The sequence below is a fragment of the Arthrobacter sedimenti genome (assembly GCF_042652025.1).
GTDB lineage: Bacteria > Actinomycetota > Actinomycetes > Actinomycetales > Micrococcaceae > Arthrobacter > Arthrobacter sedimenti.
Map to the genome: position 1 here is coordinate 1,104,846 of NZ_JBHSDQ010000001.1, position 23,536 is coordinate 1,128,381.

Genomic DNA, 23,536 nt, shown 5'->3' on the forward strand with positions numbered 1-23,536 from the left:
CGAGCTCGAGAACGACAAGTACTCAGCAACGGACGAAATGGGCCGGCGTAAGAATGCGCGGCGGGCAGGGCCACCCGATAGATTTGCAGGCATGACTGAAGCCTCCTCCACTGTCGAAGCCGGCCGCGGCACCATCCTGGTCATCAATGGCCCCAACCTGAACCTCCTCGGCGCCCGCGAGCCGGAAAAGTACGGCACCTCCACCCTTGCCGACGTGGAACAGCTGGCAGCCTCAGCTGCCAGGGAACATGGTTTTGCGGTGGAATGCCTCCAGTCCAACCATGAGGGTGTCCTGCTGGACGCCATCCACGCAGCGAGGGGGACCGCCGCCGGCATCGTCCTGAACGCCGGCGCCTTCACGCACACCTCCGTGGCACTCCGTGACGCCCTTGCAGCCGTCCAGCTTCCCGCCGTCGAGGTTCACATCACCAACGTGCACCAGCGCGAGGAATTCCGGCACCACTCCTACCTGTCGCCGGTCTGCGCCGCGGTGATCGTGGGCGCAGGGGTGTTCGGTTACAAGCTGGCCATCGATTACCTGGCCGAGGTCCTGTAACCGGCAGGTTCTACTTCTGGATGCACTGTCCCGAGGAAACAGGCGAGGACAGCCCCGGGGCCTGCTCCGCGACAGGCTCAAGGTCATTCATGGTGATGGCGAAGCCCACTTCGGCATCAGAGGTTGCCTTGGCGAAGACCACCCCGGCCACCTGGCCCTCGGTCGTGAGCAGCGGGCCGCCGGAGTTTCCGGGCTGTACGTCCCCGGCCAGGCGGTAAATGTCCTCCGGCGAGGGATTGTTGCCGTAGATGTCCGGCACCAGGACGGTGGCGATGTCCTGGACGGTGGCTGGCTTGGACTGGAAGGGCCCACCGTGCGGATACCCTGCGAACGCGGCCTGGCTGCCGCCGGGCAGGTCGCGGCTAAGCGGCAGCGGCCGGGAGGGGAGATTGTCCACGGCCAGGACTGCCAGGTCCCGCTTGGTGTCGAAGTAGACCACCCGCCCGGGCATGGCACCGCCGTCGGGCATTTCCACCACGGGCTGCGAGACGCCGGCCACCACGTGCGCGTTGGTCACCACGCGGTCATCGGAGACCACGAAACCGCTGCCGGTCTGGTTCTGGCCGCATTCGTAGGCCGTGCCCGCGATCCTCAGGACGGACTGGGCAGCCTTGTTCAGCGCGGGCGTATTGGTGCTCGTGTTGGGCACCTGGACCGCCTGGCCCTGGTCCAGCCCTTCAATCAACGTGGGAATGCCATTGCCGATCACCGTGGAGCGCAACTGCGCCATGGTGGCCTTGACCGGCGTGGGAGTGAGCCCGTCGATGAACCGGATTACCTTGGATTCGGCCAGCTGCTGGGACACAACGGGCACGCCGAGGGAGCTGACGCTGAACGCCAGCATGGACATCACCAGCGCGGCGACCACCAGGTTCAGCGCCCCGCCCACCAGCCGGTCCACGGCGCGCAATGGCCGGATCCGCACCACTCCGCGCAGTTGCCGGCCCACCATGGTCCCCAGGCCGTGCCCCAGCGCCATAAGTACGACGGCGGCAGCGATGATGGCGGTGAGCCTCCATCCGGAGTCCTCAACGAAACCGCTGACGAGGGGGACGGCAAAGAAGGCTGCGATGGCACCGGCGGCGAAGCCCGCCAGGCCACCGACAGTGACCAGGAACCCGTTGCGGAGGCCGTAGATCAGGTATGACAGCAGCGCCAGGATCAGGACAATGTCCAGGACAGTCAGGCCGACCACAAAGGCTCCTTATTAACAGTTGAACCTCCATTCTAGTGGGGGTGGCTGACAATCTTCTGTGGCCCGCGGCGCCCTTCAGCGGACGGGCGGTCCGCTGCCCGCAGGTGTTTCGGCTGCCAAGTTCGTCACAGAACCTTGAAAATTCTGAAACAATGGCAAAAGCGCCACAGCCGATACTTTTACGTAGGAGATTTCATGGACATCGAGGTACTGCGCCGAGCACCCCTTTTCGCCACGCTCGACGACGACGCATTCCGTCTGCTGACGGACGAGCTCACCGAGGTGGACCTTTCCCGCGGCGCATCGGTGTTCCGCGAAGGTGACCAGGGTGACCAGCTGTACTTCATCGTGTCCGGCAAGGTGAAGCTGGGCCGCACCTCCCCCGACGGCCGCGAGTCCCTCCTGGCCATCCTTGGGCCGGGTGAGCTCTTCGGCGAGATGGCCCTCTTCGATCCCAGCCCCCGCACCGCCACCGCCACCGCGGTCTCCGAGACCCGCCTGGCCGGGCTGAAGAACGAAAGCCTTAACACCTTGCTGCGCACCCGCCCCGAGGTCTCGGCCCAGCTGCTGCAGGCTCTGGCCCGCCGCCTGCGCCGCACCAACGATTCCCTATCCGACCTCGTCTTCTCCGACGTTCCCGGCCGCGTGGCCAAGGCACTGCTGGATCTTGCCGACCGCTTCGGCCGGCCGGCAACGGACGGTGTCCTGGTGGCGCACGAGCTCACCCAGGAGGAACTGGCCCAGCTGGTGGGCGCCTCCCGCGAAACGGTCAACAAGGCCCTGGCCGAGTTCGTCCAGCGAGGCTGGCTTCGCCTCGAGGCCCGCGCCGTGGTCATCCTGGACATGCAGCGCCTCCGCCAGCGGTCCCGCTAAGCGACACGCCTGCACCCCAACAAGAAAGCCGCCCCGAGGGGCGGCTTTCTTGTTGCCTGGGGTTTGTTGCTTCAGAGCGGATCAGCTCTTTGCCACATCCAGTTCGACGACGGCCCACGACAGGGCGGGCAGGCTCAGCCGCAGCTCGGAGCCGTTTGCCTTAGCTCCCTCCAGCGGCTTGAGGCCAACCCGGTCGGGGTTCTCCTGGCTGTTGATGGTGAAGCGGTCGCCGCCGTCCGGGATTTCCAGGACTTCGGCGCGGAGCACCCGCCGTGCGTCGAAGCCGCGCAGGTTGACCTCCACGTCCGCAGCTTCTTCAAGGCCCCGGTTGGCGAAGAAGAGCGCGACGCGGCCCGTCTCCTCGTTCCAGGTGGCACTGACATCCACCAGGTCGGTGCCACCGAAGCGCTCGTTTTCGTACTTGTCCGAGTCGACGGACAACCTCAGGATCTGGCCCTTCGCGAGTTCTGCCATCCGGGAGAAGGGGTGGAAAATGGTCTGGCGCCAGGCCGGCCCGTTCTCCTCGCTGAAGATGGGGCCGATGACGTTGACCAGCTGGGCCTGGTTGGCGATCTTGACGCGGTCGCCGTGGCGGAGCAGCGAGTTCAGCAGGGTGCCCACCACCACGGCGTCCGTCACGTTGTATTTGTCCTCGATGAGTCGCGGGTGCTCGCGCCATCCCGCCTTGGCCACGTTTCGCAACTGGTCCTCCGTGTCCCGGCCGCGCTGGTACCAGACGTTCCACTCGTCGAAGGACAGGTTGATGTGCTTCTTGTGCTTTCCCTTCGCCCGGACCGCATCGGCAGTTGCGATGACTGATTCAATGAAGTAATCGGTATCCACTGCGCTTGCCAGGAAGCTGCCCGCGTCGCCTTCATACTCGTGGTAGTAGGCGTGCAGTGACACGTAGTCCACCTCGTTGTAGGTCTGCGTGAGGACAGTCTGCTCCCAGTCGCCGAATGTGGGCATCCGCGAATTGGAACTTCCGCAGGCCACCAATTCGATGTCAGGGTCCACGTAACGCATGGCCTTGGCCGCCTCCTGCGCCAAGCGGCCGTATTCCTCTGCGGTCTTGTGGCCGATTTGCCATGGCCCGTCCATCTCGTTGCCCAGGCACCAGAGCTTGATGTTGAACGGGTCCTTGTGGCCGTTCTTGGCCCGCAGGTCAGAGAGACGGGTGCCACCGGGGTGGTTCGCATATTCCACGATGGCCCGGGCGGCATCCACTCCCCTGGTGCCGAGGTTGATGGCTTCCATGATTTCGGTTCCGGCCTGGCGCGACCAGTCCACAAACTCGTGGAGGCCAAAGGCGTTGGTTTCCACCGTGTGCCATGCGCCATCAAGCCGGCGCGGGCGGTCTTCGCGGGGGCCGATCCCGTCTTCCCAGTCATAGCCGGAAACGAAGTTGCCGCCCGGATAGCGGATCACGGTGGCGCCCAAATCCTTGACCAGCTTGAGCACGTCCTGCCGGAAGCCGTTCTCGTCGGCCTCCGGGTGGCCCGGTTCAAAGATGCCGGTGTAGACGCAGCGGCCCATGTGCTCCACGAAGGAGCCGAACAGCCGGCGGGGCACTTCGCCGATGGTGAAGTCGCGGTCGAGGGTGATTCTGGCGCGGGACATAAGAACTATCTCCTTGGTTGTGCAGCAGGTACGGGGTGGAAAGTGAGGGTGGGCATCAGGTGCCGGCGAGGCCCGTCGTCGCAACGCCCTTGATGATCTGGCGCTGGAAGAACAGGAACACCACGATCAGGGGCAGGGCGGCGAGCAACGCGGACGCCATGTTCTGCGCGTACTGGATGCCGTAGGCGCTCTTGATGGTCTGCAGTCCCACCGGAAGGGTGAGGAGGGACGCGTCGTTGGTGGCGATGAACGGCCACAGGAAGTTGTTCCAGGCACCAATGAACACGAAGATGGCGACGGCGGCCAGGATGGGCCGGGACAGCGGCAGGACCACCTGGAGGAAGATCCGCATGCGGCTGGCGCCGTCCATCACTGCGGCTTCTTCGAGTTCGCTGGGAATCTGGTCAAAGAACTTCTTGAGCACGAACACCATGGCGGGGTGGATGACCTGCGGCAGGATGATGGCCCACGACGTATCGATCATGTGCAGGGCGAGCATCTGGTAAAAGAGCGGAATGATCAGGACCGGCGGAGGGACGATGATGGAGGCGATGATCACGGTCATCAGCACCTTCTTTCCCTTGAAGTCGATCCGGGACAAGGCGTACGCCACCAGCGACGAGATCACCAGCGTGACGGCCGTGATGGCCGCCGAGGTGTACAGCGAGTTCCAGGTCCAGAGCGGGATGTTGCCGTCCTGGAACACCTTCACGAACGCGTCGGCGGTAAAGCCCGACGGCGGGACCCAGCTGATCTTCGGCGAGGCAGCATCCGTCTCGCTCTTGAACGCCGTAACGGTAGCCCAGGCGAAGGGGACCAGCCACAGGACTGCGATAACCGCGGCGACAACGACGGCAGCGATCTTGCCGGCCGACATCTTCTTTCGGGGTTGGCGGACTGCTGGGCTGGTGCTGGTGCCCAACGTGGCACGGTTGAGGGTCTGGGTTGCCATGGTTATGCGCTCCTGCGGCGGGTGATGACGAACTGCATGACCGAGACGAACACGATCAGTCCGAAGAAGATGTAGGAGATGGCTGCGGAATAGCCCAGCCGGTAGCCGGTGAACCCGGTTTCGAAGATGTACTGCACCACGGGCCTGGTGGCACCGCCGGGCCCGCCGGCTGTCATCTGGTACACCTGATCGAAGATCTTGAGCGAGGCAAGGACCTGAAGGAGCACGATCATCACGGTGGTGGGGCCCAGTTGCGGCAGGGTGATGGAGAAGAGCTGGCGCCAGGCCCCCGCGCCGTCCAATGACGCCGCCTCGTAATGCTGGGCGGGTATGTTCTGCATCGCGGCGAGGTACAACAGGAAGTTGAAACCCACCGTCCACCACAGCGTGGCAATGACGATCGCCCACATGGCCACGTTGGGGTCGTTGAGCCAGGCGACCTTCGGGATGCCGATCTTGGAGAGGGCATCGTTGATCAGGCCAAGCTGGGGGTTGTACATCCACGTGAAGAACAGTGAGACCACGGTGGAAGCCAGCAGGTACGGGGCGAAGTACGACAGGCGCCACAGCCACTGCGCCGGCAATCCGACGTTCAGCAGTGCCGCCATAACCAAGGCGACCAGCACGAGCGGGACGGTGCTGATGACCGTGAAGTAGAGGGTATTTCCGAGTGAGCGCCACATGTCGGCATCAGCGAAGGCTTCGGCGTAGTTCGCGAAGCCGATCACGCTGTCATTGGCCCCGGTAAGGGACTTGCCGGTGAGGCTCATGTAGATGCCGTAGACAACTGGCCACACCAGGAAAACGAGGAAGAATACCAGGAACGGCGTTGCGAACCCCCAACCGCTGAGGTTGTTCCTGGTGACGCTGCTGCGGCTCCCCCGGACTGCTGGTGAAGAAACCCGGCTCCCCGGGCTCCGCCGGGCTGTTAATGAAGAACTCATGAAGGACTCCTTTGTCGCTCAGTGGGGTTAGACCGGGTTGGGCCGGGAAAGAAGGGTGTTGGTGCGCTTCTCGAAGGCGGCCCATCCATCAGCTGCCTTATCGCGTCCAAGGAGGACGTTCTGTACGTTTTCCGCGAAGTAGGTCTGCCAGTCGGAGCCCGAGCCGCTAAACCAGGACTGGGGATCGTAAGCAATGACGTCCGCTGCATTGGCGTAATGCGCCTGCGGCTTGAGGTCCTTGTAGGCCTGTGACTGGACCACGGGCTGATAAGCAGGAATGTGTCCCGCTTCTGCCCACGAGAGTGATCCCTTGAGGATGTCGCTGACGAACTTATAAACGTCGCGCCGCTTCTCTTCGTCCAGGTTCAGCTGCCGTGGCAGGACGAAGGAATGCGAGTCGGCGTATGCAGCCGCTGTGCCATAGAGGGTGGGGATGGTTGCGGCGTCCACCGGAAGGCCTGCCTTCTTCATCGTCGGCAGCTCCCAGACACCGCTGAACAGCATGCCTGAGCCGCCGCGGGCGAACTCCGCGATGCCGGTACTGATATCGCCGCTCTTGGCCGCGATGGTGTCATCGAAAAGCGATGCCATGAATTCCAATGACTCTATGGCCGCGTCCCGGTCAACCTTCATCGGCTGGCCGGGTGTCAGTTCCATGTCCGCGCCGTGCTGTTTGTAGAGCGTGTAGAAAAGCCGCCACATCTGGGACCCACTGCCCAGGTAGCCAAAGGACAACCCGTGGGCTTGGGTAACCTTCTGCATCTCCTTGGCCATGGCCATGAACTCCTGCGGGGACTTCACTTCCTGCAGCTGTCCATTGCCGGCCAGGACACCGGCTTTGCCTGCCACGTCCGTGTTGTAGAACATGATGAACGGATGCGAATCCAGGGCGATGGAGAACACCTTGCCGTTCTGCTGGCTTTTGTCCCAGATCCTGGGCGCAAAGTTGTCGGCCGTGACACCGTTCGCCGACAGCAGGTCCAGGTCCCATGGATCGATCAGTCCACCGGGCGCATAACCTGGGACCCTGCTGGCGTGCATGATGGCCAGTTGTGGTGGCCGGCCGCCGGCCGATGCCATGGCGAGCTTGGTGTAGTAGGGCGGGCCCCATGCGAGGACGGTCGGGTGCACCTTGAACCCGGGGTTGCCCTCGTTGGCCTTGCTGATCAGGGCTTGCATCTTTATGCCGTCGCCGCCGGACAGCAGATGCCAGAACTGGATGCCCCTGGGAGCTGCGGCGGAGGCGTTTCCACCGCATCCTGCCAAGGCGCCCGCAGCGAGGACACTGCCCAGTGCTGCTGTTCCTGACAGTAGCTGCCGCCTGGACAACTGCCTGCCTGCGAAAAAATCAAACTGCTTCACCCGTCACTCCTTTGGATGGGTCCGCTGAAAGTCATTTCGTGCCTCAAACCCTTGCCGGCCGGATCCCCCCATTGCAGCCCCGCAAGCCCAGGTGTGACGCAGGCAACACGTTACATCGTTGTAATGACCGCCGCAATGGAAATTTGTTAGCGTTCGCAAAGTGACGCGGCGGTCTCGATTAGGCACTGCGCAGGGACCCGATGGCGGGACCAGGCCTAGGGGCCGGTGCTCTCCCGTTCCACGATCTCGTAGTCAACGGCGACCACCCTCTGGGGCCCCTCACGATTGCCCATGCGTTCGGTAAGGAGGCGCAGGGCCTCGCTGGCCACCTGGCGTTTGTCGAAGGAAACGGTCGTCAGTGCCGGCACGGCATACTTCGCGTGGGCAATGTCATCGAACCCGGCTACGGCAACGTCGTCGGGAACCTTGATGCCACGCTTCCACAGCACACTAAGGGCGCCAAGGGCCATGGAATCCGTGAAACAGAAAAGTGCCTCCGGAACGGGGTTTGAATCCAGGTAAGCGGACAGTGCCCTGGCGGCCGCATCGGGGCTCCACTTTTCGCACGGGATAATCAACGAGTCATACCAGGCGATACCCAGTTCCTCAAGCCCGGCCTGGTAGCCACGGGTGCGCAGGACGGCTGCTGCAGAGCCCCGGCGCCCGGCGGCTCCCAGAACCGCTATACGCCGCCTTCCCGTCCTGCCAAGCGCCAGTGTCATGTCACGGGCCGCGGCCACGCTGTCCACCCAGACGCGGTCGGCCAGCTTCTGCGACACTTCCCCGAGCAGGACCACCGGAGGGAGCGAAACGCCCACTTTGACGGCGCTCTCGTCCAGCACAACCGGGTTGAGGATGAGCCCGTCGATCAGGTTCGACCGGGCCCGCGACATCAGCTCATATTCGCGGGCGGGGTCAGAACCGGTCTCTTCGAGCTGCACGCTCCACCCCTGCTCGTGGGCTACCTCCACGACGCTGTGCGTAATTTCGGCAGAATAGGCGGTGGCCAGGTCCGGCAGCGCCAACGCGATGACGCCCGACCTGCCATTGCGCAGTCCGCGGGCAGAAAGATTGGGAACGTAATCCAGTTCCGCCATGGCCTGCTCCACCTTGAAGCGGGTGGGACCACTGACGGGGACTATGCCGTTCATGACATTCGAGACGGTCTTTGGCGAAACCCCTGCGAGACGCGCTACGTCCTTGACCGTTGCGCGCAAAGGCGCCCCCTTGCTCCCGGAGTGGCTTTGGTGAAGATTTTACCCGGCGCCCCGGGCGTCAGCGTTCGCGCTGGGGGTCGCCCGCCACGGTCTTTGCTGCCTCGACTTCCAGCATGAGCTTGCCGTCCTCTTCCACGAGGCTGGGCTGGTAGACGTGGGGTTTGCGCTTGTAGCTCAGGTAGGCGATGCACCCGTTCGCCGACGCCATTTTTTCGAGCATGATCTCGGAGCCAGGGACCAGCAGTTCGCCCAGGCTGCGGCCCGCGGTGTTTTCCTGCCCCACCTCGTCGCCCAGCACACTGGAATCCCGCTCCTGGACCACCTGCGCGGCGTTCACCCAGCGGCCCCATACGCCCTTGCCTTCAAGCAGCGACGGCTCCTGGCCAAGCGGCAGGGTGGCGGCAAAGTAGCGGGTGTCGAACCTGCGGTGCGCAAAGTCCGGGCTGCGCCAGTTGACCAGGGATTTGAGCAGGTCGGTGCGCAGGGAGAGGCCCCGCTTGACCAACACCTGGGCAAGCGTCTTCTCCTGGTCTGCCACGGCCATCCGGGCCCGCATCCACTCCGACGTCGAGGTGGCCTCGACGGTGTTCGACATATCCGGACCGGCCAACAGCACACCTGTTTCTTCGAACAGTTCGCGGATGGCGCCCACCACGTGGCGGCGCGCCAGCCCGACGTCGTCCGTTCCCATCTGCTCAGCCCAATGCTGCGGCGACGGGCCCAGCCAACCCATGGGTTCGTCGTCGGCCGGGTCCAGGGACCCGCCGGGGAAGGCGAGGACCCCCAGCGGGGAGGAGCCGGGCCGGTAACCCAGCCACGTCTCCAGGCCGGTGGGTGAATCCCGAAGGAGGACAACGGATGAGGCGAAGCGCGCGGCCCGGGGGGTGCGCTCGCCGTGTTCGAGCCAGCTTTGCGCTGCCCCTTCAAGATCCTGGGGCAGTGCAAAAAGGCGTCGTGCGAGGTGAGGCAAGGGAAGTGTCCGGTCTTAGCTGAATTCGGCGATCAGCTCGACCTCTACGGGAGAGTCGAGCGGAAGAACGGCAACGCCGACGGCGGAACGCGCGTGCTGCCCGGCATCACCAAGGACGCGGCCCAGCAGTTCCGACGCCCCGTTGACGACGGCGGGCTGGCCGGTGAACGAGGGGTCCGAGGAGACGAATCCCACAACCTTGACGATGCGGGTGATCCGATCCAGGTCCCCGATGACGCTCTTGACGGCGGCAAGGGCGTTGACGGCGCAGATGGCGGCGTACTTCTGGGCGTCCTCGGGAGAGACAGTGGGCTCGTCGGCGAACCCTTCGGTGCCTGCGGACACCTTGCCCGTAGCTTCGAGTTTGCCGTTGATGAACGGCAGCTGGCCCGAGGTGTAGACGTGGTTGCCGGATACCACGGCGGGAACATAGGAAGCCACGGGAGCGGCTACCTCGGGGAGGGTAATGCCAAGTTCCGCGAGGCGCTGCTCGACGGCGGATGCGGGCGCCGTGGCCGCGCTGGACTGGGCTTCTGCGGGGGTGCTCATGCTACTGCTTCTCCCTCTTGAGATAGGCGACAAGGCCGTTGCCGTCAGGTCCCGGGACTACCTGGACGAGCTCCCAGCCGTCCTCTCCCCACTGGTCCAGGATCTGTTTTGTGGCGTGGATAATGAGCGGAATCGTCGCGTACTCCCATTTGGTCATGAGAGAAAGCGTAGTCCTTGCCGGTAAAGTGGAAAACATGGCGACTCGCAACAACCCCTTATTCGACACTGCCACCACACTGGGTAAGATTCTTCTCTTCCTTGGCGTGAGCGCAATTTGCGGTGTCCTCGTGGCGGGCCTGCTGGTCCCTGCCGCTGCCGTCTCGGGCAGCGCTGCAAGCGGTTCCATCGACTTCTTCGACTCCCTTCCCGCGGAGCTGAAGGTCGATCCGCCCAGCCAGACCACGCGGATCCTGGCTGCGGACGGCAGCGAGATTGCCAGCGTCTACACGGAGAACCGGACCAAGGTACCGCTGGACCAGATCTCTCCGAACATGAAGAACGCCATCATTGCGGTGGAGGACAGCCGGTTCTACGAGCACGGCGGCGTGGATACCACCGGCATCCTGCGCGCACTTGTCAGCACCGCCCGCGGCAACAAGCAGGGCGCGTCCACCATCACGCAGCAGTACGTCAACAACGTGCTGAACGCCAACCTCGCGGCCGCCGGCGAAGAAGACCAGATCAAGCTCAACGGTGTCAACAAGGGCGTGGGCGACAAGCTGCGGGAAATGAAGCTCTCCATCGCCCTGGAGAAGGAGTTCACCAAGGACCAGATCCTTGAGGGCTACCTGAACATCGTCTTCTTCAACCGCGATGCGTACGGCATCGAGGCCGCCTCCCGCTACTTCTTCAGCACCACCGCCAAGGACCTGACCCTGCCGCAGGCAGCACTCCTGGCCGGCCTGGTGAACAGCCCCTCCATGTTCGACCCCGTCACCAACCCGGAACGGTCCAAGCAGCGCCGCGACCTGGTGCTGGGGCTGATGTTGAACCAGGGCAAGATCACCCAGGCTGAACACGACGCAGCCGTGGCCACTCCGGTGGAGCCCAAGGTAACCCAGCCCAAGCAGGGCTGCGCGTATGCGGCCTCTGCCCCCTACTTCTGCGACTACATCCTGCACCTGCTGGAGAACAACCCGGCCTACGGCGCGGATATCAAGGACCGCCAGCGCCTGATCTACGGCGGCGGCCTGACCATCACCACCACCCTGGACCCCAATGCCCAGGCCACGGCACAGGAGCAGGTCAGCGCGGCTGCAGGCGCCAACCCGGATAAATGGGGCGCCTCCATGGTGTCGGTGCAGCCCGGCACCGGCAAGATCATCTCGATGGCCCAGAACACCACGTTCCTGCCCGGCCAGGGCTTCGATTCCCAGTTGAACTTTAACGTGGACAAGCTGGATAAGGACGGCAACGACCTTAACGGCATGGGCGGCGCGCAGCCTGGTTCCACCATGAAGCCGTTCACCTTCGCGGAGTGGCTCAATGAAGGCAAGACCATGAACACTACGGTCAATGCCGCCCAGCGCGTTTACCCCATCGGCTACCCGTGGAAAAACACCTGCGGCAAAGTACAGGGCGCCTACAGCACCGCCCAGAAGAACGCCGGCTTGGATGCCACGGACGACCTGCAGAACGCAGAGCCGCAGTGGTACAAGCCGCTGACGGTCCTGGAGGGCCTCTACAACTCCATCAACACGGTCACGTTCGCCTCAGCGGCGCAGTTGGACTTCTGTGGAATCCAGAAGATCGTTGATGCCGTTGGACTCCACAGTGGTTTGCCTTCGGCCGATGGCAGTGATCCGAATCCCAAGGTAAACATGATGACCCTTGGCAACCTGCTGGGTTCCACGCAGACCTCACCGCTGACCATGGCCAGCGCTTTCGCCACGTTCGCGAACGACGGCAAGTACTGTGAGCCCATCGCTATCACCTCGGTTGTCGACGCCACGGGCAAGCAGTTGCCGGCACAATCCAGCAGTTGCCGCGATGCCATCAAGCCGGAGGTTGCCCGCGGAGTCAACTACGCACTGGAGCAGGTTCTCAACAAGGGTTCAGGTTCGCTGATTCGGCCCCGGATTTCCACCACCACGGCCTTCCCCATCGGCGCCAAGACCGGTACCTCCAACAACAACGGGTCCACCTGGGTTGTTGGCCACACCACCGGCCTTGCTACCGCCGCCTGGTTCGGCGATCCCTTGGGCGCCCAGGACCGCGCCGGGCAGAACATCACGGTGAACGGTAAGTTCTACCAAGGCATTGACGGCTACATGATCGCCGGACCCATGTTCTCCAGCTACATGGCCAAGATTGCTCCGGCCTATGGGACCAACCCGTTCCCTGCCCCGCCGAGCAACATGATCAACGGCACGACCACTACCTCGCCGTCGCCTGGCAGGACGACTCCCCAGACCACCCAGGCCCCCGTTCCGGCCCCGCAGGCAACGCAGGCTCCTGCCACACAGGCACCCGCCCCGGCCCCGACGAGCAATGGAAACGGCAACGGCAATGGCAAAGGAAACGGCTAAGCGCATATGAGCATCGACAGCCTGGCAAGCCGCGCCCGTTCAATCGGGCGCGGCTTTGCCGTCACTGCGGGCGCCGGTGCGGCCGCCGGCGTTGCCGCCTTCGGTTACGGCCTGTGGGAGAAGAACCAGTTCGTCCTCCGTGAGGAGACCCTGGCCATCCTCCCGCCCGGCCGCGAACCGTTCCGCATTCTGCACCTCAGCGACATCCATTTCGTGCCCGGGCAGCGGAAGAAAGCCGAGTGGCTCGGCTCCCTGGCGGACCTCCGGCCGGACCTGGTGGTCAACACCGGGGACAACCTCAGCCACGTCAAGGCAGTGGACCCGCTTCTGGAGGCCCTGAAGCCGCTCCTGCAGTTCCCCGGCGTCTTTGTCCCGGGCTCCAACGACTACTTCGCGCCCAGCCCTAAAAACCCGGCGTCCTATTTACTGGGACCGTCCAAGGTTAAGCCGAAGCCGGTTGCCCTGGACTGGCCGCGCCTGCGTTCCGGCTTTGGCATGAGCGGCTGGGTGGACCTGACCAACCGCAACCAGTCACTGGTGCTCAACGGCATGCGCTTTGACTTCTCCGGGGTGGACGATCCGCACCTGAAGCGGGAACGGTACGCGGGCTGGCCGCGCGGAACGGTCAGCCAGAATGCCAAGGACCACGTGAAGGTGGCTGTGATCCACGCGCCTTACCAGCGGGTGCTGGACCACTTCACCGAAAGCGGCGCGGACCTCCTGCTGGCGGGACACACCCACGGTGGCCAGCTGTGCATCCCCGGCTACGGCGCCATCATCTCCAACTGCGACCTTCCCACCTGGCGCGCCAAGGGCCTTAACGACTGGTCAAGCAACGGAAGTACGACGCCGGTCAACGTCTCCGGCGGCATCGGCACCTCGCGCTTTGCCCCGGTAAGGATCGCCTGCAAGCCCGAGGCCGTCCTGCTGACCCTCACCTCCCCCAACTGACCCGTTGCTCCATCAGATGTGGTCCCCAAAACGGAGCTATTGGAACCACATCTGATAGAGCATCCGGCATTACGTACCGCAATAACTGGGGAAGCAGCTGGCTGCCATCCCAATCCCTGTGAAGCGGCTCACGCCATGGCATAGGGTTGCTGGTAGAGGAAACTACAATCGTTTTATAGCTTGAGAAGCGGGCATGGCCAAGCAGACTCCCTTTTTCCGATCCATCAGCCGTCTTTATCCCCACGTCCGGCCCATCATCCCCAGGCTCGTGCTGGGGTTGCTTTGCGCACTGATGGCCAGCATCGTTGCGTTGACCATCCCCCAGGTGCTGCGGGTCCTGGTCAACACCGCCCTGCAGCCCGGAGGTGCCCCGGAGGCAGTCTGGACGTCAGCGGGCATCATCCTTGTTTTGGGTATCGCAGAAGCCGGACTGGTGGCGCTGCGGCGGCAGTTCGTCATCAACCCTGCCACCACCGTAGAGACGCGCATGCGGGTGTCCCTCTACGACCACCTCCAGGAACTCACCGTTTCATTCCACGACCGCTGGGGCTCCGGCCAACTGCTGTCCCGGGCCATGACTGACCTGAACTTCCTGCGCCGCTGGATGGCCTTCGGCGCCATCATGCTGGTGGTCACCAGCCTCACCGTGATCATCGGCATCGTTGCGATGTTCGCCATGAGCTGGCAGCTGGCCCTGATCTTCCTTGCCGCCGCCGTTCCCATCACCATCAACAGCTTCCGGTTCCGCACCAGGTTCAGCAAGGTTGCCCGCCGCAGCCAGGACCAGGCCGGCGACCTCGCCACCACCGTGGAGGAATCCGTCCACGGCATCCGCGTGCTCAAGGCCTTCGGACGCAGCCGGGAAGCCCTGGAAAACTTCAACGAGCAGGCCGAGGAACTGCGCCAAACCGAGATCGAGAAGGCGCGCCACCAGGCAACGTTCACCATGGTGGTCACCCTGCTTCCCGAATTGGCACTGGGCGCCGGGCTGGTGGTGGGAGTCATGCTGTGCGCCAGCGGCCAACTGAGCATCGGCGCGCTGGTAGCGTTCTTCGCCACCGCGGCAGTCATTGCTTCCCCCGTGGAATTCTCCGGAATGCTGTTGGCCATGGCACTTACGGCCAAGACCGCCGTCGACCGCCATTACGAGGTGATGGACACGCGGAACACCATCACCAGCCCCGCCGAGCCCCGCCGCCCCGCGGAACTGGCCGGCGCGCTGCACTTCACTAACGCAACTTTCGCGTTCGAGGACGCGCCGGACAAGCCCATCCTCAAGGACATCAACCTGGACATCCGCCCCGGTGAGACCATGGCGTTGGTGGGAATCACCGGCAGCGGCAAGAGCGCGCTGATCCAGTTGGTGCCGCGTCTCTACGACGTCACCAGCGGCGCGATCACCATCGACGGCGTGGACATCCGGGACTTCGACGTTGAGGAACTGCGCAGGGTTGTCGGGGTGGCGTTCGAGGACACCACGCTGTTTTCCAATTCCGTGCGGGACAACGTCCTGCTGGGCGCCCCGGTCCGGACGGAGGAGGTCCTGGACGAAGCACTGGACGTGGCCCAGGCCCACTTTGCCTACTCGCTGCCGGAAGGGGTGGAAACCCTGATCGGCGAGGAAGGCCTGAGCCTGTCCGGCGGCCAGCGGCAGCGGATCGCCTTGGCGCGCGCCATTGCCGCCCGCCCGCCTGTGCTGGTCCTGGATGATCCCCTGTCCGCCCTGGACGTGCACACCGAGGAGCTCGTGGAAGCCCGCCTCCGCGAAGTGCTGAAGGACACCACCACGCTAATCGTGGCCCACCGCCCCTCCACCGTGGCCCTTGCGGACCGGGTGGCGCTGCTGGAGGACGGCCGGATCACCGCCGTCGGGACCCACACCGAACTGCTGGCGCACAACCACCACTACCGCTATGTCATCGCCAGCCTGGACCGCGAACCGCGGGACCTGGACTCCGAATTGTCGGCGCTTGAGGACCAGGCCGAGGAAGTGACCCGATGAGCACCGCAACGTTCGGCACCGCGAATGAAGACAACGCCCACCTCAGCAAGAGTGACAGCAGGGCTGTACGACGGCGGTCGCTCGCCTTGCTGGGGTCGCTGATCCGTCCGGTGCGGGTACGGTTCTGGCTGACCATCGCCATGGTGGTCCTCTCGCAGGCCGCCCGCGTTGCCGGCCCGGCGCTGATTGCCTTCGGCATCGACCACGCGCTTCCCGCGCTCCGGGGCGGCGACAACCTCCCGCTGGTGTTTACCGGGGTCGCTTACCTGCTGGCAGCCATTGTGACGGCGGGCCTCACCGCCCTGTACGTCACCTCCACGGCGCGGCTCAGCCAGGCGATGCTGCTGGACCTCCGGGTGCGCGTCTTCCGGCATACCCAGCGGCTCAGCCTGGAGTTCCACGAAAAGTACACGTCCGGCAGGATCATCGCCCGGCAGACTTCTGACCTGGAGGCGCTCCGCGAACTGCTCGATTCCGGCATCAGCTCCCTGGCCTCGGGCATGCTGTTCATGGCTTTTACCGCGATCACCATCTTCGCCCTGGACTGGCGGAGCGGCTTGCTGGTGCTGGCTGCCGGCGTTCCGATGTTTTTCCTGTCCCGCTGGTACCAGAAGCACTCCCAGATCGCTTTCCGCGAGTCCCGCGTAGTCTCTGCCCGGCTGATCGTGCATTTCGTTGAGACCATGACCGGCATCCGCGCCGTCAAGGCCTTCCGCAAGGAAAAGGAAAACTCCGAGCGCTACGGCCAGCTCGCCGAGGACTACCGGCTGGTCACCGTCCGATCCATCAACCTCAACGGCATCTTCCAGCCGGGGCTGGTGCTGATCGGCAACGTCTGCGTGGCAGTTGTCCTGCTCTTTGGCGGCTTCCGGGTGCTGGGCGGCGACCTGGCCGTGGGCGTGCTCCTGGCCCTGATCCTCTCCACCAAGCGGTTCTTCCAGCCGGTGGACCAGATGGCCATGTTCTACAACTCGTTCCAGAGCGCGCAGGCAGCCCTGGAGAAGGTCTCCGGGCTGCTGGAAGAGGTGCCCACGGTCAGGCCGCCCAAGAACCCGGTCGCCCTGGCCAGCGCCACCGGGCGGATCGACTTCAACGATGTCGAGTTCCGCTATGGGGAAGGCCCGGTAGTGGTCCCGCGCCTGGACCTGCACATCCCGGCCGGGCAGACCGTGGCTCTGGTGGGCCAGACGGGCGCCGGCAAGTCGACCCTGGCTAAACTCATTGCCCGGTTCTACGACGTCACCTCGGGCACGCTCACCCTGGACGGCGTGGACCTCCGCGACCTGGCCACTTCCGACCTCCGCCGGAACATCGTCATGGTCACGCAAGAAGCTTTCCTGTTCAGCGGCTCGGTGGCGGACAACATCGCTTTGGGCCGGCCCGAGGCCTCGCGGGCGGAAATCGAGGAAGCTGCCAAGGCGGTTGCGGCACACGACTTTATCCTTGAACTGCCCGAAGGCTACGACACCGACGTCAACAAGCGCGGCGGCCGGGTTTCCTCCGGCCAGCGGCAGCTGATCAGCTTTGCCCGGGCTTTCCTGGCACGGCCGGCGGTGCTGATCCTGGACGAGGCCACCTCCTCGCTGGACATCCCGTCCGAACGCCTGGTCCAAGCTGGGCTGGCCCGGCTGCTGGCCGGGACGGAGGCTGCGCGGAGGACGGCGCTGATCATCGCCCACCGCCTGTCCACAGTGGAGACGGCCGACCGCGTCCTGGTGGTGCATGACGGCCGGATCGTGGAGGACGGCACGCCTGATGAACTGATTGGTGGCGGCGGACGCTTCGCCGACCTGCACGGGGCGTGGAAGGATTCGCTGGTCTAGCTGTGCGGCCTGCTCTCCTGATGCCCAGCTTTCTGCTGGTCCTGCTTGGGGTCGGCACCGGATTTCGCATCGGGGCGAGGAATCGGCTATCCTTGTAAAGTTGCTTTTGCAGCGGATCGGGATGTAGCGCAGCTTGGTAGCGCGCTTCGTTCGGGACGAAGAGGTCGCAGGTTCAAATCCTGTCATCCCGACCATAACGAAAAGAGGGTCTCCTTGCGGAGGCCCTCTTTTTGCGTCTCGAAGTGGTTGCGGAACCGCCTCGATAAGTGGCTTCGGGTCTCGACCAGCGTCTTGGCCTTAAAAGGAACAGCCCCGGAGCTGTTGCTCCGGGGCTGCCCTCGCCTCCTGATGTGAGGAAGCTATTTATGCGGGGTCAGGCCAGTTGCCCACGTACGTGGTGAAGGTAGTATCGGCTTTCTTGTCCTTCTTCACCTTTGCGGAGGCGGGATCAGGCCAGTTACCAACAGCTACCGACACACCCGAGTTGTCGGCGACGGAACCTGAAGCCAGGACGGCCGGAGCCGCCGCAGAAAAAGCCAGGGCCCCAGCCAAGGCGGCCGCAGTTGCGATCTTCTTCAACATATAAGTTCCTCAATACGAGTCGGATTCGTTACAAAGCCAGCACTGTCCTTGTTGACACACATTGTAAAATATTTTCCACAGGGCCTGTCAAGCATTCGGCGGCCCAAGTGTCCAGAAGGAGGAAACGCGTGGGCAACGGGTTCGGAGAGAAACTCCGCGCGGAGCGCCTTGAGCGTGGACTGACGCAGGCCGAACTGGGCAAGGACCTGTATTCACCCAGTTACATCTCACTGCTCGAGACGGGCCGGCGTGAACCGACCGCTGAAGTCATTGAAGAACTGGCCCGCAGGCTGGAGTTGGCACCCAAGGCGCTTGAAGCCTGGAGCCAACCTATTTCTGTCAGCGACGCTGAATACGTGCTTGCCGGCCTCTATGCACGCCAAGCCTGGGACCTTCGCGACTATCCCCTGGCGGCGAGTCATGCTGCCACCGCCGCCAAGATCGCCCTTGAAGGACGTAACACCAGCGCGTGGTGGAACATGACCTATATGCAGGCCGAATGCCTCATCAAACAGGGCAACTGGCGCGAAGCCCAGAAGATCATGGAGCACCTGCTGGAGCACCCTATGGCAAGGGAGTCCGCGGGACTGGCGGTACGGGCGCACCAGATGCTTGCAGGCATCTATCAGGGGCAAGGCCAACTGAGCCTCGCAGTGGATCAGGGAATTCAGGCAGTGGACCTCTGTAGGCAACTACCCAAGGGATCCACTCTTATCGTCAACGCCCATCACGCCCTGATCGGCGCTCTTGCGGAAAGCGGGCGGCTCGATGAGGCCTGGAAGTACTGTCTGGCCATGATCGATCACGTGGATGAGCTGTCCATGACCCAACTCGCCGGCGAGGTGGCCTGGGTCGTGGGAAACGTTGCCTTCATGCGGCATGACTATGCAGAAGGTGTCAAGCACCACGAGCGCGCGGCCCGTCTACTGTCTCCGGCCAATGACATCGGCCTCTGGGCCCGGTTCAACAAGGCATCCGCGGCGGTGAGGCTTTCCTCGGGGATCGTTGAGCCGGAAACCCTGTCAGCGATCGAGCGCGCCGAACTGGCGTTGTCCATCGTGGGCGGCAACAAGTCCGACCAGCTGGAAGTTGCCTTTATTCGCGCCCGGTGGTTGTACCTCACCGGCGACATCGTTGCCGCAGTGGAGAAGCTGCGCGAAATCCACGCCGAGCGGGAACACCTCGCAAAGCACACAGCCGGTGAAGTCTCCCTGCTGCTCGGCAAGTCACTCAAGGCCGCGGGTGATATCGACGAAGCACTGGTACACCTCGCGGAAGCCCAAAAGGCCTTTGCCGCGGCCGGCGCCCAGGACCGGGTCCAGCAGGCACTGGATGCGATCCTGGAAATCAAGCTCGCGCAAAAACGCGCCGCGGCAGCCGCCAAAGCCAGCTAGCCGACAAGCCCGCAAACCAAAAGCCAGGTAAACCCACGCACTGCGGGGCTTACCTGGCTTTGGTCTAAAAGCTAGGAAAAGGTCTTTCCCGTGATCTTCTCGTACGCTTCGACGTACCGGCTGCGGGTGCGCTCCACAACGTCTGCGGGAAGCGCCGGCGGCGGGGTGTCGGAGGACTTGTCCCAGCCGGACTCGGCGGAGGTCAACCAGTCCCGCACGTACTGCTTGTCGTAGGAGGGCTGGGCCTGGCCGGGCTTGTAGGTGGAGGCGTCCCAGAACCGCGAGGAATCCGGCGTGAGTACCTCGTCGCCCAGCGTGATGGACCCGGAGACGGCGTCGTACCCGAATTCCACCTTGGTGTCGGCAAGGATGATGCCGCGCTCCCGGGCCATCTTTTCCGCCGTCGTGTAGATCTTCAGCGTCAGTTCGCTCAGGCGGGCGGCGATGTCGTCGCCCACCAGCGCCACCACGGCGTCGTACGTGATGTTCTCGTCGTGCTCGCCGATCAATGCCTTCGCCGACGGAGTGAAGATGGCGCGCTCCAGCCGCGATCCGTCCACCAGCCCCTCGGGCAGCGGGATGTTGCACACGGTGCCGGAGGCCTTGTACTCCAGCAGCCCGGAACCCGTGAGGTAACCGCGGGCGATGCATTCCACCGGGAACATGTCCAGCTTCTTGCAGATCATGGCCCGGCCCTCAACCTCGGCGGGCACGCCGTCCTCCACGGTCGAACCAAGTACGTGGTGCTCAACGCCCAACTGGTCGAACCACCAGAGGCTCAGCTGGGTGAGGATGCGTCCCTTGTCCGGGATTTCGCTGGTCAGCACGTGGTCGTAAGCGCTGATGCGGTCGCTGGCCACCACCAGCACGCAGTCCTGGCCCACACGCTGCAGGATGGACTGGTCGGCGGGCTCGTAGAGGTCGCGCACCTTGCCGGAGTAGATGTGCTTCCAGCCCGGCAGGTCCAGGGTCTGGGTAGCGTAACCGCGGTTCTCCGAAGTGTCAGTCATGTCAGGCCTTTGCTTTCACGATGGGCATTGAGCCGGTGGCGCCGTAGGGAACCTTGATTTCCCCACGGGCGGCCTTGCGGGCGATGTCGCTGCGGAACTGCGAGCCTTCCAGCTGGACCAGTTCCACGCCGTCGTACGCTTTTTCGCGCGCCTCCACCAGGTCACTGCCCAGGGCGACGACGGCCAGGACGCGGCCGCCGGCGGAAACCACTTTGCCTTCCTCGTCCAAGGCGGTTCCGGCGTGGATGACGTGGACGCCTTCCAGCGCTTCCACCTTCTTGAGTCCGCGGATCCGGTCGCCGGTGCGGGGCTTGTCCGGGTAGTTTTCCGAGGCGATGACGACGGCGACAGCAGTTTCCTTGGACCAGCGCAGCTCCTCTGCCTTGTCCAGTTCGCCCTTGGCAGCCGCCATGAGCAGCGCACCGAGCGGAGTCTTGAGCCGGGCAAGGACCGCCTGCGTCTCGGGGTCGCCGAAGCGGACGTTGAATTCGATGACGCGGGTTCCGCGTGAGGTGAGGGCCAATCCAACGAACAGCACGCCGACAAACGGGGTGCCACGGCGGGCCATCTCATTTACGGTGGGCTGGGCAACCCGGTCCAGGACTTCCTGCACCAGGCCTTCGGGAGCCCACTCGAGCGGGGTGTACGCGCCCATGCCGCCGGTGTTGGGCCCTTCGTCGTTGTCGAAGATGCGCTTGAAGTCCTGGGCGGGCGAGAGCGCCACGGTGTTCTGGCCATCGCAGAGCACAAAAAGGGAAACCTCGGGCCCGTCCAGGAATTCCTCGATCACCACGGAGCCAGCGGCATCAAAGCAGGACTGGGCGTGGGCCAGGGCTTCGTCGCGGTTCCTGGTGACCACCACGCCCTTGCCGGCAGCCAGGCCGTCGTCCTTCACCACGTAGGGTGCGCCGAAGGTGTCCAGGGCGGACGCCGCTTCCTCTGCGTTCGTGGCCACCAGGGCCATGGCCGTGGGAACGCCGGCCTCGGCCATGACTTCCTTGGCGAAAGCCTTCGAGGCCTCCAGTTGGGCGGCGGCCTTGCTGGGCCCGAAGACAGGGATGCCGGCTTCGCGCACGGCGTCGGAGACACCCGCGGCCAGCGGAGCCTCAGGGCCCACCACCACGAGGTCCACGGCCAGCCGGGTGGCCAGCTCCGCAACTGCCTGGGGATCATTGCCGTCGATGTTGTAGGTAGGGACCAGCTTGCTGATGCCGGCATTGCCCGGCGCCGCGTGGACCTCGGACACGTTGGGATCGGCAAGCAGGGAGCGGACAATGGCGTGTTCGCGGCCTCCGGGGCCAATGACGAGTACCTTCACAGTCTCCAAGGGTACTTTGTGCACCCTTCCCGCTCCTAAGCTGTGACCTGGCCTGCCCGGCCGTCAATCCGTACCCCCGCCCGCTCCGAACCATACACATGACAACGCTTCGAAACCGGAAAATCGGCCCCGCCGCCATGGCCGCCTTGGCAGGCGTGGTGGCGGCCGCCGTCGTACTTGCCGTTGCGGAGCTGATTGGCGCTTTCTTTACCGCCAGGGCAACACCGCTGTTTGCCCTGGGGTCCACCTTCATCGACTTCACGCCGCCCTGGCTGAAGGACTTCGCGATCGCCACGTTCGGCACGAACGACAAGGCCGCCCTGTTCGTGGGCATGGGCCTGACCATCGCGGTGCTTGCCTGCGTTCTGGGCGTGGTGGCCTACCGGAAGTGGGCGCTGGGCGTCCTGGGTGTGCTGTTCATGGGCGCCGTGACTGTGGCGTGCGTGGTGACCCGTTCAGGCGTCGGCATCGCGGACGCCATCCCGTCGGTGCTGGGGACGCTGGCCGGGTTGGTGGTCCTGCGCAGGCTGATGGTGACGCTGTGGGGGCTGAAGGAATGGCCGGAAGCTCCGGCGGATACAGCGTACGACGGCGATGCCCGGGAACGCGGCGAGGGCACCAGCCGCCGGAGTTTCTTCACCGCCGCAGGGATCACCGCGGTGGCTGCGGGAATCGCGGCGACCGGCGGACGGCTATTGGGCGCCGCGCGCAACAATGTAGCCCAGGCCAGGGATGCCCTGCGGTTGCCGGCACCGGCCAAGGCTGCAGCGCCCGTACCAGCGGGCGTCCAGTCCCCCGTTCAGGGCGTTACCCCCTGGCTGACGCCCAGCAATGAGTTCTACCGCATCGATACCGCCCTGAGTGTTCCGGAAATCAACGTCAACGACTGGGAACTGCGCGTGCACGGCCTTGTGGAGCAGGAAGTAACGCTCACTTTCCAGGACCTGCTGGACGCGCAGCTGATCGAATCGCACGTGACCCTCACCTGCGTCTCCAACCCCGTGGGCGGCAACCTTGCCGGAAACGCCAAGTGGCTTGGCCTTCCCATCCGCGAGGTCCTGGCGCGGGCCAAGCCCAAGGACGGCGCGGACATGGTGCTGTCCACCTCCATTGACGGTTTCAGCGCCTCCACTCCGCTGGAGGTGCTGCAGGACGACCGCGACGCCATGCTGGCCATCGGCATGAACGGCGAACCGCTGCCGCTGGAGCACGGCTACCCGGTGCGGATGGTGGTCCCCGGGCTGTACGGATTCGTCTCTGCCACCAAGTGGGTGGTGGACCTGGAAGTCACCCGCTTCGCCGACAACAAGGCTTACTGGACAAACCGCGGGTGGTCCGAGCGCGGCCCCATCAAGACCATGGCGCGCGTGGAGGTGCCCAAGTCCTTCGCCAAGGTACCGGCAGGGAAGGTTGCCGTGGGTGGCACCGCTTGGGCCCAGACGCGCGGCATCACCAAGGTGGAGATCCAGATCGATAATGCGGATTGGGTGGAAACTACGCTTTCCACTGAAGCCTCCACCGTCACCTGGCGCCAGTGGTCCTACGAATGGGACGCCACGCCCGGCCCGCACTACATCAAGGTCCGGGCCACCGACGGCACCGGTGAGGTCCAGACGGACAAGCGCGCCGATCCGGTTCCCGACGGCGCCTCCGGCTGGCAGTCGGTGATGGTGACCGTGCAGTAGATGGT

General features: G+C 64.3%; 20 protein-coding genes and 1 tRNA gene. 9 read left to right on the forward strand and 12 right to left on the reverse strand.

Annotation, left to right across the window (positions count from 1 at the left end):
- The first annotated feature begins 91 nt into the window (after nt 1–91).
- The gene (gene aroQ / locus ACFO0G_RS05190; protein ID WP_376976634.1) at nt 92–556 is read left to right on the forward strand and encodes a type II 3-dehydroquinate dehydratase; all 465 of its coding nucleotides are present in this window, start codon (nt 92–94) and stop codon (nt 554–556) included.
- 10 nt (nt 557–566) lie between these two features.
- Here the strand turns inward: aroQ and ACFO0G_RS05195 are convergent, their stop codons facing one another.
- Nucleotides 567–1,751, reverse strand: coding sequence for a MarP family serine protease (locus ACFO0G_RS05195; protein ID WP_286399102.1), 1,185 nt, complete (start codon nt 1,749–1,751; stop codon nt 567–569).
- 195 nt (nt 1,752–1,946) lie between these two features.
- Here ACFO0G_RS05195 and ACFO0G_RS05200 point away from each other — a divergent pair, with 195 nt between their 5' ends.
- On the forward strand, nt 1,947–2,624 hold the full coding sequence (locus ACFO0G_RS05200; protein ID WP_013602309.1) for a Crp/Fnr family transcriptional regulator: 678 nt from the start codon (nt 1,947–1,949) through the stop codon (nt 2,622–2,624).
- An 81-nt stretch (nt 2,625–2,705) separates the two neighbouring features.
- Here the strand turns inward: ACFO0G_RS05200 and arfA are convergent, their stop codons facing one another.
- The 8 genes from arfA to ACFO0G_RS05240 all read right to left on the reverse strand — a co-directional run bounded on the left by arfA (nt 2,706) and on the right by ACFO0G_RS05240 (nt 10,395).
- On the reverse strand, nt 2,706–4,244 hold the full coding sequence (arfA, locus tag ACFO0G_RS05205) for an arabinosylfuranosidase ArfA (RefSeq protein WP_376976635.1): 1,539 nt from the start codon (nt 4,242–4,244) through the stop codon (nt 2,706–2,708).
- 55 nt (nt 4,245–4,299) lie between these two features.
- Nucleotides 4,300–5,196 carry a carbohydrate ABC transporter permease gene (locus ACFO0G_RS05210; RefSeq protein WP_376976636.1) on the reverse strand — a complete coding sequence of 299 codons (897 nt, stop codon included), beginning with the start codon at nt 5,194–5,196 and terminating at the stop codon, nt 4,300–4,302.
- Nucleotides 5,197–5,198: 2 nt separating this feature from the next.
- Complete coding sequence (locus tag ACFO0G_RS05215) at nt 5,199–6,140, reverse strand: carbohydrate ABC transporter permease (protein ID WP_376976637.1); 942 nt, start codon at nt 6,138–6,140, stop codon at nt 5,199–5,201.
- 27 nt (nt 6,141–6,167) lie between these two features.
- Nucleotides 6,168–7,502, reverse strand: a complete 1,335-nt coding sequence (locus ACFO0G_RS05220; RefSeq protein ID WP_376976638.1) for an extracellular solute-binding protein — start codon at nt 7,500–7,502, stop codon at nt 6,168–6,170.
- A gap of 215 nt (nt 7,503–7,717) precedes the next feature.
- Nucleotides 7,718–8,719, reverse strand: coding sequence for a LacI family DNA-binding transcriptional regulator (locus ACFO0G_RS05225; protein WP_376976639.1), 1,002 nt, complete (start codon nt 8,717–8,719; stop codon nt 7,718–7,720).
- Nucleotides 8,720–8,777: 58 nt separating this feature from the next.
- The gene (locus tag ACFO0G_RS05230) at nt 8,778–9,689 is read right to left on the reverse strand and encodes an NUDIX hydrolase (protein WP_376976640.1); all 912 of its coding nucleotides are present in this window, start codon (nt 9,687–9,689) and stop codon (nt 8,778–8,780) included.
- A gap of 15 nt (nt 9,690–9,704) precedes the next feature.
- A complete protein-coding gene (locus tag ACFO0G_RS05235; RefSeq protein WP_286399121.1) occupies nt 9,705–10,238 on the reverse strand; it encodes a RidA family protein in 534 nt (177 codons plus the stop codon).
- A 1-nt stretch (nt 10,239) separates the two neighbouring features.
- On the reverse strand, nt 10,240–10,395 hold the full coding sequence (locus tag ACFO0G_RS05240; RefSeq protein WP_009359196.1) for a DUF4177 domain-containing protein: 156 nt from the start codon (nt 10,393–10,395) through the stop codon (nt 10,240–10,242).
- Between the two features lie 37 nt (nt 10,396–10,432).
- Here ACFO0G_RS05240 and ACFO0G_RS05245 point away from each other — a divergent pair, with 37 nt between their 5' ends.
- The 5 genes from ACFO0G_RS05245 to ACFO0G_RS05265 all read left to right on the forward strand — a co-directional run bounded on the left by ACFO0G_RS05245 (nt 10,433) and on the right by ACFO0G_RS05265 (nt 17,736).
- Nucleotides 10,433–12,766 (forward strand): transglycosylase domain-containing protein, encoded by a 2,334-nt coding sequence (locus ACFO0G_RS05245; RefSeq protein WP_286399127.1) that lies wholly within the window; start codon nt 10,433–10,435, stop codon nt 12,764–12,766.
- 6 nt (nt 12,767–12,772) lie between these two features.
- Nucleotides 12,773–13,717, forward strand: a complete 945-nt coding sequence (locus tag ACFO0G_RS05250; RefSeq protein ID WP_286399130.1) for a metallophosphoesterase — start codon at nt 12,773–12,775, stop codon at nt 13,715–13,717.
- 193 nt (nt 13,718–13,910) lie between these two features.
- Nucleotides 13,911–15,719, forward strand: coding sequence for an ABC transporter ATP-binding protein (locus tag ACFO0G_RS05255; protein ID WP_376976641.1), 1,809 nt, complete (start codon nt 13,911–13,913; stop codon nt 15,717–15,719).
- A complete protein-coding gene (locus ACFO0G_RS05260) occupies nt 15,716–17,542 on the forward strand; it encodes an ABC transporter ATP-binding protein (protein ID WP_376976642.1) in 1,827 nt (608 codons plus the stop codon). The genes ACFO0G_RS05255 and ACFO0G_RS05260 overlap by 4 nt, the downstream gene beginning before the upstream one ends.
- 117 nt (nt 17,543–17,659) lie before the next feature.
- Nucleotides 17,660–17,736, forward strand: a tRNA-Pro gene (locus ACFO0G_RS05265).
- A gap of 169 nt (nt 17,737–17,905) precedes the next feature.
- Here ACFO0G_RS05265 and ACFO0G_RS05270 read toward each other — a convergent pair.
- On the reverse strand, nt 17,906–18,124 hold the full coding sequence (locus ACFO0G_RS05270; protein WP_286399139.1) for a hypothetical protein: 219 nt from the start codon (nt 18,122–18,124) through the stop codon (nt 17,906–17,908).
- 128 nt (nt 18,125–18,252) lie between these two features.
- Here ACFO0G_RS05270 and ACFO0G_RS05275 point away from each other — a divergent pair, with 128 nt between their 5' ends.
- Nucleotides 18,253–19,518, forward strand: coding sequence for a helix-turn-helix domain-containing protein (locus tag ACFO0G_RS05275; protein ID WP_376976643.1), 1,266 nt, complete (start codon nt 18,253–18,255; stop codon nt 19,516–19,518).
- Between the two features lie 71 nt (nt 19,519–19,589).
- Here ACFO0G_RS05275 and ACFO0G_RS05280 read toward each other — a convergent pair whose 3' ends face one another.
- Nucleotides 19,590–20,528 carry a phosphoribosylaminoimidazolesuccinocarboxamide synthase gene (locus ACFO0G_RS05280; protein ID WP_376976644.1) on the reverse strand — a complete coding sequence of 313 codons (939 nt, stop codon included), beginning with the start codon at nt 20,526–20,528 and terminating at the stop codon, nt 19,590–19,592.
- Nucleotide 20,529: 1 nt separating this feature from the next.
- On the reverse strand, nt 20,530–21,846 hold the full coding sequence (gene purD, locus ACFO0G_RS05285) for a phosphoribosylamine--glycine ligase (protein ID WP_376976671.1): 1,317 nt from the start codon (nt 21,844–21,846) through the stop codon (nt 20,530–20,532).
- Between the two features lie 98 nt (nt 21,847–21,944).
- On the opposite strand from purD, the gene ACFO0G_RS05290 reads away from it, so the two are divergent.
- Nucleotides 21,945–23,531, forward strand: a complete 1,587-nt coding sequence (locus tag ACFO0G_RS05290; RefSeq protein ID WP_376976645.1) for a molybdopterin-dependent oxidoreductase — start codon at nt 21,945–21,947, stop codon at nt 23,529–23,531.
- Nucleotides 23,532–23,536 lie beyond the last annotated feature (5 nt).